15 protein-coding genes, 1 tRNA gene and 1 pseudogene are annotated in these 16,800 nt (G+C 39.3%); 6 read left to right on the top strand and 11 right to left on the bottom strand.

What is annotated here, in order from left to right:
* Positions 1-187 precede the first annotated feature (187 nt).
* From AC2SLN_RS01555 to tsaA, 5 genes are all read right to left on the bottom strand, one after another.
* Entirely contained in the window at positions 188-925 is a 738-nt protein-coding gene (locus AC2SLN_RS01555; RefSeq protein WP_486548842.1) for a prepilin-type N-terminal cleavage/methylation domain-containing protein, read from the bottom strand.
* 114 nt (positions 926-1,039) lie between these two features.
* Positions 1,040-1,726 carry a TetR/AcrR family transcriptional regulator gene (locus AC2SLN_RS01550; RefSeq protein WP_486548843.1) on the bottom strand — a complete coding sequence of 229 codons (687 nt, stop codon included), beginning with the start codon at positions 1,724-1,726 and terminating at the stop codon, positions 1,040-1,042.
* A 132-nt stretch (positions 1,727-1,858) separates the two neighbouring features.
* Positions 1,859-2,659 (bottom strand): TatD family hydrolase, encoded by an 801-nt coding sequence (locus tag AC2SLN_RS01545; protein WP_486548844.1) that lies wholly within the window; start codon positions 2,657-2,659, stop codon positions 1,859-1,861.
* Between the two features lie 241 nt (positions 2,660-2,900).
* Complete coding sequence (gene tfpB / locus AC2SLN_RS01540; RefSeq protein WP_486548845.1) at positions 2,901-4,736, bottom strand: type IV pilus assembly ATPase TfpB; 1,836 nt, start codon at positions 4,734-4,736, stop codon at positions 2,901-2,903.
* A 243-nt stretch (positions 4,737-4,979) separates the two neighbouring features.
* A complete protein-coding gene (gene tsaA / locus AC2SLN_RS01535; protein WP_486548940.1) occupies positions 4,980-5,849 on the bottom strand; it encodes a tRNA (N6-threonylcarbamoyladenosine(37)-N6)-methyltransferase TrmO in 870 nt (289 codons plus the stop codon).
* Positions 5,850-6,091: 242 nt separating this feature from the next.
* On the opposite strand from tsaA, the gene AC2SLN_RS01530 reads away from it, so the two are divergent.
* The 6 genes from AC2SLN_RS01530 (at position 6,092) to queA (ending at position 12,062) form a co-directional block, all read left to right on the top strand.
* A complete protein-coding gene (locus tag AC2SLN_RS01530) occupies positions 6,092-6,535 on the top strand; it encodes a DUF805 domain-containing protein (protein WP_486548846.1) in 444 nt (147 codons plus the stop codon).
* Positions 6,536-6,972: 437 nt separating this feature from the next.
* Positions 6,973-7,746, top strand: a complete 774-nt coding sequence (locus AC2SLN_RS01525) for a ferredoxin--NADP reductase (protein WP_486548847.1) — start codon at positions 6,973-6,975, stop codon at positions 7,744-7,746.
* A 180-nt stretch (positions 7,747-7,926) separates the two neighbouring features.
* Positions 7,927-8,013 (top strand) — tRNA-Leu (locus AC2SLN_RS01520).
* Positions 8,014-8,448: 435 nt separating this feature from the next.
* The gene (locus AC2SLN_RS01515) at positions 8,449-8,979 is read left to right on the top strand and encodes a PepSY domain-containing protein (RefSeq protein ID WP_486548848.1); all 531 of its coding nucleotides are present in this window, start codon (positions 8,449-8,451) and stop codon (positions 8,977-8,979) included.
* Positions 8,980-9,517: 538 nt separating this feature from the next.
* On the top strand, positions 9,518-10,639 hold the full coding sequence (dinB, locus tag AC2SLN_RS01510) for a DNA polymerase IV (RefSeq protein ID WP_486548849.1): 1,122 nt from the start codon (positions 9,518-9,520) through the stop codon (positions 10,637-10,639).
* A 259-nt stretch (positions 10,640-10,898) separates the two neighbouring features.
* Positions 10,899-12,062 (top strand): tRNA preQ1(34) S-adenosylmethionine ribosyltransferase-isomerase QueA, encoded by a 1,164-nt coding sequence (gene queA, locus AC2SLN_RS01505; RefSeq protein ID WP_486548850.1) that lies wholly within the window; start codon positions 10,899-10,901, stop codon positions 12,060-12,062.
* Between the two features lie 77 nt (positions 12,063-12,139).
* Here the strand turns inward: queA and AC2SLN_RS01500 are convergent, their stop codons facing one another.
* From AC2SLN_RS01500 to ykgO, 6 genes and pseudogenes are all read right to left on the bottom strand, one after another.
* Complete coding sequence (locus AC2SLN_RS01500; RefSeq protein WP_486548851.1) at positions 12,140-12,742, bottom strand: hemerythrin domain-containing protein; 603 nt, start codon at positions 12,740-12,742, stop codon at positions 12,140-12,142.
* A 511-nt stretch (positions 12,743-13,253) separates the two neighbouring features.
* Entirely contained in the window at positions 13,254-14,873 is a 1,620-nt protein-coding gene (locus AC2SLN_RS01495) for an AbgT family transporter (RefSeq protein ID WP_486548852.1), read from the bottom strand.
* Positions 14,874-15,012: 139 nt separating this feature from the next.
* Positions 15,013-15,642 (bottom strand): annotated as a pseudogene (locus tag AC2SLN_RS01490) (transposase).
* A 247-nt stretch (positions 15,643-15,889) separates the two neighbouring features.
* Positions 15,890-16,192, bottom strand: coding sequence for a hypothetical protein (locus AC2SLN_RS01485; RefSeq protein ID WP_486548853.1), 303 nt, complete (start codon positions 16,190-16,192; stop codon positions 15,890-15,892).
* An 87-nt stretch (positions 16,193-16,279) separates the two neighbouring features.
* Positions 16,280-16,426: a hypothetical protein gene (locus AC2SLN_RS01480; protein WP_486548854.1), complete on the bottom strand. Its 147-nt coding sequence runs from the start codon at positions 16,424-16,426 to the stop codon at positions 16,280-16,282.
* 231 nt (positions 16,427-16,657) lie between these two features.
* A complete protein-coding gene (gene ykgO, locus AC2SLN_RS01475; protein WP_011961143.1) occupies positions 16,658-16,795 on the bottom strand; it encodes a type B 50S ribosomal protein L36 in 138 nt (45 codons plus the stop codon).
* Positions 16,796-16,800 lie beyond the last annotated feature (5 nt).

Below are 16,800 nucleotides of genomic sequence, written 5' to 3'. Positions count from 1 at the left end.
TTAGACATGTTGAACTTTCACAAAGATGAACTTTCACAAATAGGCACTGCCATAATTCGATATATAACATGCTCTAAATATAGTCGAACCACTCTTTAGGTGTTACAGCTTGAAGCTCTCTAAGCCTCAACTGTAGTACTTGCGCCCACTTTGCCTTGTAGCGGTTTAGAAGTCTGCTGACGATAGCTTATTCGCCTATGCTAAGTCTACCATCTGGTAATAAAGTAATGGCATCGCCAATCAACCGATCGTTGTACCTCATCTCAATTGTTACAGGCGCCGCTTCTCCAGTGCCAAACCATAACGCTTGCGGTACCTCACTTCCCATAAACCAAGGCTGTAATGGTTGGTTAGATTCGCTACTGTTTTGATTGGCCAGACCTGAAGAAGACACGTCTAATCTCGTGATATCAATAGACACTTCGGGAGGTAGCTCAGGTAATGAGATATCTTCAGCAACTTGCCAAGTTGGGAGTGGTTGTTTAGTCACACCTGACGACATTGCTGATAATTCCATGCTATTTTTTGGTGTTGCGTCGCCACTTAAGCCGCCTGAAGTACGCGTATTATTTGCAGAATCAAAGGTAGCATAAGCGTTATCTAATTTAACAATAACAGGGTGTGCCTGACCTTGATTATCTGCCTGAAGAACCAATCCCATTGGCTGCATTCGCTCAGCAGACAATAACCTAACATATTCTAAGCTATCAATCATATGCTCATAAAATGCACGGTTTTTACGAGATTCAGTGCTTCCAACTGACAATGTCATCATGCCTGCAAAAATAGATAATATAACCACAACCACCATCATTTCAATTAAGGTAAACCCTTTTTGATTTGATTGTTGACTTGATTGCCGATTCGGCTTTCGAATTGATTCTGATATGGGTTGTATGAGATTAGAGTTATTCACAGTTTTCACATCATGTACCTTTGCACTTATTGACTGTCTATATAAATGTTATATAAACAGTGGAAAAGCACTTGTGAGGCGATAGAAATGGGTCGGTTTATAGGCAATTAACCAAGACGATAACTAATACGACTGTTTACTTAACTCGCGATGTGCGGTGGTTTCTGAGTCTAGCTGTTGCACAAAATCTGCTTTATCACTATCTTCTTCATTACGGCTAGGATATTGTTTGGGTAGATCAAGGATTTGCTGAATTAAAGCAAGGCGAAGGGTGTCACGACGGCCGAGGTAACGCTGGTAAAAACTAGAGTTTAAAAGGCTAGCTCCCCCTTGACCAATTGCCCAAATAGTTGACAGGTAATCTCGAGTAGTCAGCCCGCTATTTTGACTGTTTAAGTAGTCACTAATGATATCTATCAAACGTTTCATCCGTGCCCGTCTAACTTCATATAACTCGCCAAACATACGGTTCAAACCTGTCGCCGATGCTGCTAATCGCTCTTCTATCTGGTTAAATAGCAATGCTTTTTGCGGATTTAATAGCTGCTGCAAAATCATACGGGAAACACCAGCAGCAGCACAGTCGTCAACTTTGTTTATTTCAAATAACTGCTGCTCATAGCGAATAATAATACGCAGATACAACTCATCTTTACTAGAAAAGTGTTTGTATAAGGTACCTTTAGCTAGGTCCAGTTGATCAGCAAGGCTGTCAAGAGTAATATCGCCACTGCCCGCCTCCAATAAGAGTTGTTCAGCAGTAGCTAAGATATTTTCTTCACGTATTTTAAATTGTTGCTGCCTGCTCATGCAATCTCCTAGATCTTAATGCCCTTTAAAACGAATCTGACAATTATTGGTTTCAAAAAAATTAAGTGAATGTCATACCCCCTAACACAAAAGGGTATGACTGTTGGGTCATACGTACATAGAATACCTATTTTATGAAACTTGTGCTAGTAATTCTTCAAAGTTTTTTGTGGTCAGTACCCCCACCTCTTCAACATCCATTTTGAATAAATCTGCTAAGCAACTAGCAACGTACGGCACATAGGCAGGCTCGTTAGGCTTTCCTCGATTAGGCATTGGCGCAAGATAAGGGCTATCTGTTTCGATAAGCAGTCTGTCCTTCGGCACCTTAAGCGCCACATCACGCAGAGTTTGGGCATTTTTAAAGCTCATAATACCAGAGAATGAGATGTAGAGACCCAAATCAAGTGCTTTTTTAGCCGTTTCCCAATCTTCAGTAAAACAGTGGATAATGCCATGTTCTGCTTTTTCAGACTTTAAAATATCAATGGTATCTTTCTTTGCATCACGTGTATGAACGATAAGCGGTTTTTTAAGGGTTTGACTGGCATGAATGTGCCTAGCAAGGCTAGCTTGCTGCTCCTTGATATTCTCATCACTCCAATAATAATCTAATCCAGTCTCGCCAATTGCCCAAACATGCGCTTGATTCGCCATCTCAACGATGCGCTCCACTGTCGCAGATTTTAACGTCTCTATATCCTCACAAGGATGAATACCCACGCTCATACCAAGATTCAACGTATCTTTACCATCAGTATTGTCATAAGCAGTAATGATGTCATAAATCTCGTCGTACTCTTTAAAATCACACATGATTGCCATGGCGCGGCTTACCTTTGCATCAATCATGGCCGTAATCGCACCTTCGATTTGACCTTCATATTTGTCCAAATTAAGACGATTTAAATGGCAGTGGCTATCTGTAAACATAGGAACTCTTTTTTATGCAGTTAACTTAAAATACGGTTATCTTGACATTGTTAATGAACAACTACCTTATCAATAGGACTTAAACAAGATAGCTCAATAGACATTATTAATTAGCAAGATAATGAGTAGATAATTTAATAATCGGTACTATTATGTAAAAAATCAAGGAAGTAAAAATAAAGGAAACAAAAATAAAAGTGCTATAGCTGACCAACTTTATAAATAATTAAAAATTTTGTAACTAATTCAAAGGAACAACTCGCATGACTTCCTCCATCGTCGTAACACCTTCTAATATTCGCTTTGCGCCAGCTAATCTTAATGGCTGTACACCCTCTTTATAAGCCTGATTTTTAATATCACTTAACTTGGCATCATCTGCGACTAACTTCTTCAGTTCGTGACTCATTGGCATCATTTCGTAAAGACCGACACGACCTTGATACCCTGTGTTTCGACAATGCTCACAGCCTACAGAATGATAAAACCTTGAGGGCATTTCTGCCTTCCAAGGGCTTACCAGCTCACGCCATTGGATCGCAAGTTCACTATTTTCATCGGCTACACGACTGGTTTTGCAATGGTGGCAGAGCGTTCTTACCAAGCGCTGTGCCACCACGCCTAAGATAGTTGCTGAGGTTAAAAAAGGCTGTACACCCAAATCATGCAAACGTGTCAGCGCACTTGGGGCATCGTTGGTATGGAGGGTTGAAAGCACTAAATGGCCGGTAAGAGAGGCTTGAACCGCCATATTTGCTGTTTCATGGTCACGAATTTCTCCAACCATAATAATGTCAGGATCTTGACGCATTAGGGATCGAATACCATCAGCAAAATGCAGATCAATTCCTGTATTTATTTGCATTTGATTAAATGCCGGTTCTATCATCTCAATAGGGTCTTCAATAGTACACACATTGACTTGCTCGGTTGCGAGCTGTTTCAGCGTGCTATATAACGTCGTGGTTTTACCCGATCCTGTGGGGCCAGTGACTAGGATAATACCATTAGGACTAGCCGTTAACATCTCCCATGTCTCTAACTGTTTACCTAATAACCCTAATTGAGCAAAACTACGAACCAATACTTCGGGATCAAACACCCTCATAACCAACTTCTCGCCAAAGGCTGTCGGTAAAGTGGATAGTCTAAGTTCGGTCTCCATGCCTTGTGGTGTTCGCGTTTTTAATCGCCCATCTTGAGGCTTGCGTTTTTCAGCGACATTCAAGCGACCCAAAATTTTAATACGTGCTGTTACTGCAGTCATAATTACGGCTGGCATCTCATAAACTGTATGTAACACACCATCAATACGAAAGCGCACTTTGCCTATATCACGTCTCGGTTCCAAATGAATATCACTCGCACGTTGCTCAAAGGCATATTGCAATAACCAATCAACTACTTTAACAATGTGTTGATCATTTGCATCATGATTTGTATTGGTGCTATCTCCTAATTGTAGTAGCGCCTCTACATTAGAGATATTAGAAGCAGTTCGCTTATTGGCATCGTTGGCACCAGCAATAGCATGCGTCACATGATAAAACTCTTGGCGAAAACGATTAATCTGAGCGGGACTCACATAAACTGTGCGACATGTTTTGGGTTTTAAAATATGAGCAATATTTTTGTGCCAGTCAGTATAGAAAGGTTGATCAGTCCCTATGACCACCTCCCCTGATTTTCCATTAACGCTCTCTTCAGAGTGCTCTAATACCTCTATAGGTAAAATATGCTGACTGCGGGCGTATTCGTATGACATAATTTTGGTCACACTTGGCACATCAATCTTCAAAGGATCAATACGCACTAACGGCATATTTGCTTTAGCGGCAAGCCATCTATCAAGCCAAGGTAAATCAAGATTTTTCGGTTTATTTATAGAGCCATCTAAATTATTGGGTAAAGAAAACTCAGCAATCACTTGTAATGGGTGTCTGCCCTTTTTACCCTGTTTAAAACGACCACTGGTCATCACAAGATTATAACTGCGTTGATCAATAACCCCATCTGCCAGAAGCTCGTCCAAACACCAGCGTAAATCAACTGTCAATGAAAAATTAGGAATGGGCATATAGGCAACTTTATTAAGTTAAGAGGTTGATGTTGGTATTTACTAATTTTTTTTACTCTTCTTTTGAACTCTGCTTTTCAATATGAGTCGCATAACCGGTTTTTAATGATTCGGTTAGATAAATTAATTGCGATTTGAATATCCACTCTAGAATAACGTTTAATATTCCTAATGCACTGTCTTCATTCAATAAAACAAGATGACAGTATTAAATATTAGCTCAAATCCACCAGGTAAACTCTATTAACGTGATGCTTCTGTTAATTCATTCAACTCACAAACCGCTAAAATCAGCATTCGCTCATTACCGTTCGCATCATAATCCATTTTAAAGTGAACATCGACGTTTTTATACCGCATTACATACACGCGCCCAGTATCGTTTTGCTTATAAGCTGGACGTGGATCTTGAGAGATGAGCTGACAAATCATCTTCATATCAAACGGCAAAAGCTGAGATGTATAGTTAGAGTCGCTTTGCAAAATGCTATTATTAAGGTTGTTTTTGCTGCTGGAACTATGCTTGTTGCTGCCTTTTTGCAGAATTTTTGCAGTTAACGCCTCAAACTGTGCTTGAGCCATGTCGCTAATTTGTACCCTTTTATTGATCGGCTTATCCGCTGCAAACCCACTAACAGGATTTGCTATTATATCGCTATAAGCCACGTAGGGTTTGATATCAATAATGGGCGTACCATCCACCATATCAGCGCCACTGATATATAGAATAACACTGCCATTAATTACTTCTACCTTAGTGAGTCTTACCACAGAAAGCCCTAGACTGGAGGGACGATACGTACTGCGGGTCGCAAATACCCCCCGCTTATCATTGCCTCCTAGACGGGGCGGACGAACACAAGGCTTAAAGCTGTTTTGTACTCTATTATGGTGCGTCTGCCAAGTAATCCACAGATGACTAAAGCCTTCAATCCCAATAAATGCCTCAGGCGTATCGTAGGGGGCATATATTTTAATACAGCTCGGTACAGCGACCAAATTTGACTGTCGCGGTATACCAAACTTTTGGGATAAAGGGGAGAGATGAATACCGATAACAGGGCTATAAACACCTGCCTCAACTTTCTCTTCTTCCATGCTATCTTCTCCCATATTACTTTTTTCGCTATTTACTACAATGCTACTTATAGTAGGATTGGCGGCGGTTTTTGACATTATTGCTCGCTTTGGCAGGGTAATCTATGTTCTCATTAAGCATAAATTATATTGTGGTCTGTATGATAGTTTGACAACATTAATGTGCAAGAATACGCAAGTTACATAGTATAATTTATATCCAAATATATATAATGTCATATTAATCATAAACTTATTAAGCGTGAGAGATAAACCCTATGAATCATAACCCTCAGACTCCACCACCACTAAACCCTGCTTTTAACGCTGCAACCGAAAAATGGGCAACAGAAGAGCGTTACTCAATATTTGATTGGTTTAAAAAAGCGTTGAGAAACTTTACAAATTTTAGCGGTCGTGCTCGCCGTAAAGAGTATTGGTACTTTACCTTAGTCGCCACTTGTTTTGTATTGGTGGCCGCAGTTATTGATACTATTTTTGATATGGACGAAGTTATCGTCAGTATTGTTAGTATTATCTTTGCCATTCCCAGCATTGCAGTAACCATAAGACGTTTGCATGATATTAATAAATCTGGATGGTGGTATTTAATATCGATTATACCTTTGATTGGTAGCCTTATAATTTTATTCTGGACGTGTCAAGATACGCACCCAAACACCAATCAATGGGGCCTGCCTGCACGTAAGTTGGACTTATAGTAGGTTGGACTTATAAATGCAGATCAGACCCATAGAGAAGCAAAGCTATATCATTCTAAGTTAAATAAATTTTGCTATATTCATTAACACCTTTAATGTTCATGAATATAGTAAGAGCTTCTTTTTCTACTATGGGTAAATTATTTAATGATTACTTGCTTATGGTTTCTTTATCAAAAGTTATTCCATTTTATTATGATATTGACACTCCTTTTTTATCCTTATAGAGGTTATTATAAGTAATAATTTGTTATGATATGCAATATTTATATTAAGAATAATTATCATTCTCATTATACTGCTCTATCTCCACTCTAAGGTATAGCGCATTATTGAGTACAACTTATTAAAGTTGTTAATATATATTTTAAAGTTATTGAAGCACTTAATCGCTAATTCATGATTCGACTTTGCGATCATTATTTATTGAGGCCCACATGTCTAAATTTTTAACCGAAACAGTTACCTATGTGCACCACTGGAACGACTCATTATTTACTATTAAAACCACTCGCCATGCTGGTTTGCGCTTTAGGAATGGCGAGTTTGCCATGATTGGTATCATGGTAGATGGACGTCCGTTAAGCCGTGCTTATTCTATCGCCAGTGCCAATTATGAAGATTATTTAGAGTTTTTTTCGATTAAGGTACAAGATGGACCACTAACCTCGCGATTGCAACACATTCAAGTGGGTGATGAATTATTAATTAGTAAAAAACCAACAGGCACGTTAGTTATTGATGACCTATTGCCAGGTAAACACTTATACATGCTTGCAACAGGCACAGGGCTTGCTCCTTTTTTATCCTTAGCTCGTGACCCAGAGGTCTATGAGCGGTTTGATAAGATCATCTTATGTCATGGGGTGCGCCGAGTTAGTGACTTAGCATACCGTGAGCTGTTTGAAGAAACCTTACCAAACGATGAAATATTTGGCGAATGGTTCAGTGAAAAGTTTATCTACTATCCTACAGTGACACGTGAGGATTTTCGTAACACGGGCCGTATTACCGACTTGATGAAGTCTGGTAAATTGTATGAAGATATCGGCTTACCGGTAATGAATCCTAAAGATGATAGAGTCATGATATGCGGTAGCATGCCATTTAATGATGATGTTTCTAAGATTTTAGAGGGATATGGCTTAACGGTATCACCACGTATGGGCGAGCCAGCCGATTATGTGGTTGAACGTGCTTTTGTCGGTTGAGGCTTATAAGTTAAGGTAGCAGTTTGTCAAAATTGCTTGACCGAATCTAATAAGTTGTTATAATACGCCTCCTACACCGTTTCATGTTCTATAGTTCTATTCTATAGTCCCTTGTTTTATAGTTTGATGACTTATTAGTGTCCTGATTTGTTCTAATGTAAACAGGTACTAACCCTACATGCCAGTGTGGTGGAATTGGTAGACACGACGGATTCAAAATCCGTTGCCTTTAAAAGCGTGTCGGTTCGAGTCCGACCACTGGTACCAATATTTAAAACCCTTACAGAATATATTCTGTGAGGGTTTTTTATTGTGAGACACTAATATCATATTAACTATTGGTCCCATCGATATTGATCACTTGGCATGCATTTTGATAATTTTGACGTAAGATAAAAGCTTAAATTCAGGTGCTTCGTTAACGATAAAGAGATATCTTTTGGTCCTTCTGGTCTCATGGTTACACTCTTCTCAGATTGTTAACAAAAATGCTGGTAAAACATACTTTATCATTTCTAGTTACTTGCTAATATCAAAGCTTACTGATATTAAAAAAAGCCTAATTACTATTCAGCTCTGAATGAATTTAACCTCTCCTAAATTCTGATTACTGAAACAAAGATGGCTAATATTCCAGATTTACATTTGCACTAGACAAGCTTTTCCCTCATTACAATTGATTATCTATAGAGGAGCCTAATTATGAAATTCTTAACGGTACTTGCTAGCTCAATCTTTTTAATGTCTATCTTGGCAACGCCAAGCTTAGCAGCGTCTACTGCACCTAAAGTAAATGCTGCCCAAGGCGTATCAAAAAGTAGCAAAATTACGCTCACCGAAGCTATTAATATTGCTAGGAAAAGTGCTAAAGGCTACCTTAACAGTGTTGACTTTGACGATGATGCGGCTAAATATGAGATACAGTTCTTATCTAATAACACAAGCTATGAGGTCAAAATTAACGCTCTTACCGGTAAGGTGCTTGGTGTTGATAAAGATAAGTTAGATAAGGAAGACATTCGACAATATAATGCCTTAAAAAATACCAAAATTAATCTTTATAAGGCTATAGACATTGCTGCTCGAAGTTTAAGTGGGGATGTTATTGAGGCAGAGTTCGATGTTATTAAAACAACCCCCGTCTATAAAATTAAAGTAGTTAAAACCGCACGTGAGTATGTCGCTTTAGTGAATGCTAATACAGGTAAAGTAATTAGTAGCCAGCGCGACTAATTACCAATCTGATCAGTTGCTTCATGAGCAATTTCATTACCAAGTTAACGGGTCAACCGGCTTATTATTTAACTACTATCAACTATCCGTTAATATACGGCCTTAGGATTCTAAGCTGATAACTAAGGCCTTTATAATGAACCATCTATCATTGCAGCCTTGTCAGTAAGACTCTTTTAATAAGGTGCCCTAGGCATTGAATGGAGTTTTACCGAATCGAGTATAGATAAACTTACCCTGTTGATAAGACTTTATAGGTATGTCATATTAACTTTTTTATAACCTTTATCACATAAGCTTTCTTATCATATAAGCTTATTTATCTGGTTAAAAACATATAACCTATGGGATAAATTCTTATACGATATAGGTCGTAATTTCACTACCCAAATTTAGCACTATCTTATGTTACGATAATGTATTGAAGGAAAAAATGTATCATTATAAATATCGTGAAATATAATGAATATCGAAGTTCTTAACACAGTATTACTACATAGAATTGGCGTTATTTCTGCTAAGTATTTATGATGTTTATATGACCGAATCAACCTCTTCACATCGTCTCTCACTCCCCAATGTTCCGTTTCAACCACAGCGTAAAATTATCCATCTTGATATGGACGCCTTTTTTGCTAGTGTTGAGCAGCGGGACTTTCCCGAACTTAGAGGAAAACCCTTAGTAGTAGGAGGTAACCCGAATGGTCGTGGGGTAGTTGCAGCGGCAAGTTATGAGATACGTAAGTTTGGCGTACGTTCTGCGATGTCCTGCTATGAGGCTAAAAAACGCTGCCCAGAAGCCGTTTTTGTGCGCCCACGATTTGAAGTATATCGTAGTGTTAGTCAGCAGATTAGAGCAATAATGCTGAGTCTCACTGACTTGGTTGAGCCATTATCACTTGATGAAGCCTATCTTGATGTCACTGGCATAAAATCACATCATGGATCAGCTACGTTAATGGCTAACTGGTTACGGTCGCAGATATTTGAGCAAACCCAGCTCACAGCATCCGCCGGCATTTCATTTAATAAAATGCTCGCCAAAATTGCCTCTGATATTAATAAACCCAATGGTATCGCTGTCATTACACCCGAGCAAGCAGAAAACTTTATTAACGCATTGCCTATTGAGCGTTTTCATGGAATAGGGAGGGCAACCGCAAAACGATTGCATGATGTAGGCATACATAATGGGGCTGATTTAAAAGCAGCGTCAGTAGAAACCTTAGTGCAAAAATTTGGTAAACGGGGCAGATTCTATTCTGAGATTGCTCATGGTCAAGATTCTCGCCCTGTCAAAGCTGAACGCAAGCACAAATCTGTGGGTTCAGAAACCACGTTTCGTGACAATATTAGTGACACAGCTACCTTACTTGAACAGATATTTGCGCAAAATGCCGATGCTTTCGCTCAACTGAGTAAAAAAGGACGCTGTGGCCATACCATTACTTTAAAAATTAAATATTCCGATTTCCAGCAGATTACCCGTTCGCACACCCTGCACACTCCTTTCCCAACTGCCGAATCTGCTCATTATTGGTTAGCAAAGCTGCTGGATGATGTGCCCCGTCATCTACCTATCCGCTTAGTTGGCGTCACTTATTCTAATCTGACCGCCCTTGATGATATTAAAACTCAACCGGATTTGTTTGGATTGTAGTCTTCCAACATACCCTTACTCTCCAACGCCCCATACTGAAATTAATTTAAGCTCTATCTTGAAGTAGCTCCATGGTTAAGTAGCTCTATAGTTAAGGAGCTCTATAGTAAAGTAATATCAAAAGTTAAAAGCTTGGAAACTGAGCAGCATTCGCTCAAACCTCCCTCAAAAACCTCCCAATTCTGTTAAACTAACGCTGATCCATTACCACAAATTTAACCTAATTTTGATTATATTCAACCGTATTTATAGACCGCTTATGACCCAGACAAATGACCAATCCAACGATCAAAACTCTAAACAGAGCTCCGTCCAACATGAAACCTTCCTCAGTGTTAACGACTACGATTACACCCTACCAGATGAGTTAATTGCTCGTTACCCGCTTGATCAGCGCAGTGCCTCTCGATTGTTGTACCTACCTGCCAATCCCTTACCCCACTTTGAAGTTCAAGACAAGCAATTTGCCCAGTTACCAGACTTATTGAATGCAGGTGACTTGATTGTCTTTAATGATACCAAAGTAATGAAGGCACGATTGTTTGGTCAAAAGGATACTGGGGGTAAGGTAGAGGTTCTGGTCGAGCGTTTAACCGATGAAGATGACTATACAAAAAATGACGAAGGTCACGTTTTTGAAAATGTCGCGTTATGTCATGTGCGAGCAAGTAAAGCCCCTAAACTTGGGCAAACCTTACTACTGGCTGATGGTCACATCGAATGTCAGATGATTGGTCGTCATGAGAATTTATTTATCTTAAGTTTCAAAAACTCGATTTTAGCGGACTTAGAGCGATACGGCGAATTACCCATTCCGCCCTACTTCGAGCGTCATGCAGATGAAACGGATAACGTGCGCTATCAAACTGTATTTCATGACCCCGCCAAGCTTGCAAGCGTCGCCGCACCAACTGCCAGTCTGCACTTTGACGATGCGGTATTGACTGAGCTTGCAGACAAAGGTATCAATACCGCCTTTGTTACGCTACATGTGGGAGCCGGTACTTTTGCGCCTGTTAAAACTGATAATCTACTCAATCACACCATGCACAGTGAATATGCCAATCTACCTCAGGATACCGCAGACTTAATAAACCAAACCCATAAAAATGGCCATAAAGTTATCGCCATTGGCACGACGGTTACTCGAGTACTAGAGACTGCTTATCAAAAAACAGCCACCTCTAACGGACAAATCTCAGCGTGGGCGGGCGACACCGATATCTTTATCTACCCTGGCTTCAAATTTGGCGTTATTGATAGCCTACTGACTAACTTTCATCTGCCAAAATCCACCCTGCTCATGCTGGTTTCTGCCTTTGCAGGTAAGCACAATATCGAGCAAGCCTATCAACACGCTATCGAACAACAATACCGATTTTTTAGTTACGGTGATGCCATGCTCTTAGAAAAGCTAAACTAAATTTATCCAAACATAAAAAGCCCCGCACAGTGCAGGGCTTTTATAGAGAAGAATTATTCATACCATATATGGAGTCATTAACCCTCTCTTAGAGCCAGTATAGGCACAACTAAATCCTCCTCATCTGTTAGATGCTGTGATAAAAAATTAGTGCCGGCTATTAAGTTTTGATGCAATCGATCAGCCAGTGCTTTGTCTTCAACCTTAGCTTTAACCAGCTCATCGTTCAAACCTTGTAGCTCATCGAGCAGGGCATTTAACCTCACATGATCTCGTTCCAGTATTTCAAAACCTGTTTTTAATTGCGGATAACTGCTCACAAACTCAGGGAAAAAACCATGATCTTCGACACTATGGTGTTGGTGTAATTTCAGCACATGAATGCCAATTCGTTCTAAAATCTGTGCACGGTAATTGTCCCAATTCAATGCTCCCATTAAATACTCTTCACTGAGCTGCCTTAATATACGCTGTCGCTTACGAATATTAGTATGCACATTGAGCCACCCCGACGTTTTATAGGCGTAGTCAGAGGAGTACCACTGATTGGGAGGCAGTTTCTCATACAAAAACAGCCAATCTGAATCCAAACGGCTCTGCGGATGACGGGGTGTCACTGTAATTTTAAGATCATCGCCTTTAGCCTTATTTTCATTAGAGTTGTTTTTGGTACTCTCCATCTTACTCTCCTTAGAAAGCTTGTCATTCTTTTGGCTAAGCTGTCTTATGTCTAGTCACAGCATTATACGTTATACGAGGTAAAGTAGGACTTTTCGTTAAGTATCGGTTTTAAGCTTAGTATTAATATTAATATGAGTATTAGTATTAGTATTTAAGGAAATTTTTCATAAAAATAATTCAAATCCAGTTAGATATTTAAATTAAACTAAACCTGATTATCTAACTGTGTAGAATTTATATAGGGTCAATATATTGAAACTCAATCCCAGTATACACTCCTGATAAATTTTAACTAAGATACCTATACCTAACCTAAGTTATAAGTCCTGCTACAAAGTGATAGTGAGTAGAATAAGAAGGAAGAAAATATAGAAAAACCCTCACAGATCGCTGTAAGGGCTTTAATATTATGAATAAATAAAGACTGGTAACCGTAGCTAATAGTTACCATCTATGCCGACACCTTACTCATTCAATCAACTACATGCAGTGATGAGTATGATGGCTTGACTAAGGTGCTGGGTAGAAAGTTTCGGATCCTGGACCCACTGGAAGACCCAGCACAAAGACCCAAATGCAGAATAGCGTTGTCCACCCTATGAGAAACAACAGTGAGTAAGGTAACATCATTGCCATTAATGTCCCCACGCCAGTGTCTTTTTTATAGCGCATGGCTACCGCTAAAATAAGACCAAAATAGCTCATCATCGGTGTGATAATATTTGTTGTAGAATCACCAATACGGTAAGCAGCTTGTATCATCTCAGGCGCATAGCCTGTCAACATCAGCATAGGTACGAAGATTGGTGCGGTAACAGCCCACTGTGCAGAAGCCGAACCAAGCATCAGGTTCACAAAGCCGCAAATAATAATAAAACCAATCAATAATAATGGGCCAGTTAAGCCAATATCACTTAAAAATGTCGCACCAGATACAGCCATGACCGATCCTAAGTTTGACCACTTAAAAAAAGCGGTAAACTGCGCAGCAAAAAACACCAATACAATATAGATACTCAGCGAGCTCATTGCGTTACTCATGGCATCAACCACATCTTGATTCGACTTTATACTGCCAGTTATCTTACCGTATATATAACCTGGTAGCGCAAAGAAAACAAAGATAAATACCACAATGCCATGTAAAAAAGGAGATCCTGATACCAGACCTGTTTCTGGGTTTCTTAAGATACCGTCAGAGGGCACAATCGTCCACGCCAATAACAAACAAAATATCAACATGCTCAGCCCTGCCCAGATAAGACCTTTTTTCTCAACTGAACTGACTTCTTCAATATGAGTCTCTAGCACTGACTTATCATCGGCATCATTAGGATTATACTTCCCTAAACTTGGCTCAACAATTTTATCTGTAACGAAGTAACCTATTCCACTAATCAAAAAAGTACTTGCTATCATAAAATACCAGTTTGCCTCTGCGCCAACTGTATAGGTAGGATCAATAATACGTGCTGCTTCTTGAGTAATACCTGACAGTAACGGATCTACTGTACCTAATAACAAGTTGGCACTATAACCACCAGAAACACCAGCAAAAGCTGCTGCAAGACCGGCCAATGGATGACGACCGAGTGAATGGAAAATCATGGCTGCCAAAGGAATAAGTACCACATAGCCAAGCTCTGCAGCGGTGTTTGACATGATACCTGCAAACACAATCGTTATTGTGACGACCTTTTTAGGTGCATTCATTACCAGCCCACGTAGAGCGGCTGATATCATACCTGAGTGTTCAGCAATACCAACGCCCAGTAACGCCACTAACACTGTACCCAAAGGTACAAACCCAGTAAAGTTGGTAACTAGATTTTCAACGATACGGGCTAAACCCTCTCCGTTAAGCAAATTGACCACATAAATCATACCCTCTTCACTACGTCCAGAAGTTCCTTCTGGACGTGGGTCAATGACAGATACGCCAAAATAAGATAACACTGCAGAAAGTACTAACAAGAGTACAGACATCCAAATGAATAAAATAACAGGATGAGGCAATAGATTCCCCAACCATTCAACACCTTTTAAAAAGCCCTGCATCCGCGAGCCACCACCATTCCCGCTATTATTAGGGTTGGGCGGCATACCTTTTGTTAACTCACTTCCTGGCATAGATTATCACTCCCATTCTAAGAATTAAAAATAGGTTACATTTATATCAATTTAGATTGCTGGAGATTTACTCAAAAAAACGAAGGGATTGAATCATATTTCTTGAAAACAAACAAATTTTTTTAGGGTGTGTTGACAATTACCGTAAATGGATCAAGGTCGTAGCTAAGTAAATATTAGCAGCAAACAAGTCATCCGTCTTTTCAGCACGCATGGCAATTTTCTTGAAATCTTTAAGTTTACAAAAGAAGTTCTCAACCAAATGACGCCATTTGTACCTCTCTTTATCGAAATCTCGTTGCTTTAAACGAGGGCATTTAGGAGGTATGACAGCTTTGCTACCACGAGCTTCTAATTCAACTAGTAACCAATTGGCATCAGAGGCTCTATCGGCAATTAATGTACCAAACTCTTTGTGTTTGATTAAGGGTTCAACACCAGCCATGTCATGCTGTTGTCTTCTTAATAGGGTAAAATCAACGAGGTTGCCTAACGCATAAACCATTGCCATGATTTTAGTCGTCATACCGCCTCTAGAGCTGCTGAACCTGTCACTTTTTACCCATCTACGGTAGCGCTTATAGACACTGTTCTAGTTACCAAATTCAGGCGGTAAGTCTCACCATAGACTGCCAGTACGGATGATCCATAGAACGGCTTCGATAAACAGTCGGTTATCTGCCGCTGTTCTACCTCGGTCAGTGTCTTTACCTGCACAATGTGGGGCTATCTTTGCCCATTGGGCATCACTTAATATTAGTCTATTCATATTAAATATAGTTATCAATTTCTTGCTATATGTCAACACGCCCTAGAAGAAAAGGGCGAGATTTACATAGCGAGCAAGAAAGGGACGAAAGCCGAAACCTATCAGAACACCAACAAACAACAGAACGATTTACTTACCAAACTGTTAGGGAAATCCAAAATGAGATAAACCCAAATCAAGATAGAGGCATAAGTATGTAACACAATTATTAACCAATAAAAACCGCCATGCTTGGCGGTTTAAATAATTAATTAGCAAATGTTTTACTAATTTCTTGGAGGGAAAAGTTTAAACAATCTTCTACTTCGCTATGATACTTATTATCTAGTGTTAAGATTGAATGATTATCTAAAACATATATAGCTTCAGTAGCAGTTAAATCTTTGTTTTCAAAAGATGGGGTTAAATTATAATTTTCTAAGCGGTATAAGCGACTAAAATAACCATTTTCTTTGTCATGTAATACATCAAGTTTAAAATTCAGCTCATCATTTGGAATTGAAATTGGAGCGATAATTATACTTTTTACAATTTCATAATATTTTATCATTTTTCTAATCCTTTATGCAGGAGTGCATTTGCAGTGTCTAGCATATGTGCCACGAGGAGTTTTTTGAGTTGCATCTTTTTTGACAGCTTAACAAGCTCCATCTGATGTATTCCCAGTACCTGAACCTGTTACACGCAAAGGAGGTGGATTTGGAGCAATCTTAGGGTTAATCACTTGGATATTACATTGAGCGGTATATTTATAAGTTTTCGCAAAAGCTGGAGCAGTCAGCATACATACACTAAAGGTACTAATTAGCATAGTATTAATTAATTTCATCATTATATGCTTATTGATTGATTAACTTTGGTTTTACCTTACAATCAACAAACAAATCAAATTCTTTTAGGGTGTGTTGACAATTACCGCAAATGGATCAAGGTCGTAGCTAAGTAGATATTAGCAGCAAATGAGTCATCCGTATGTATTCTCAGCACGCATGGCAATTTTCTTGAAATCTTGTAGTCATTTCTTTTTCTTCCCTTGCACTGCTTTAAAACGCCCATCTGTCTTATTGATGACAAATACCCGTCCACGACGACGGACGACTTGACAATCCGGATGGCGGTTTTTTGCGGATTTTAATGAGCTTAAGACTTGCATGATGG

Source organism: Psychrobacter sp. CX90, assembly GCF_057396305.2.
This window is presented reverse-complemented; position numbering and strand designations above follow the sequence as displayed.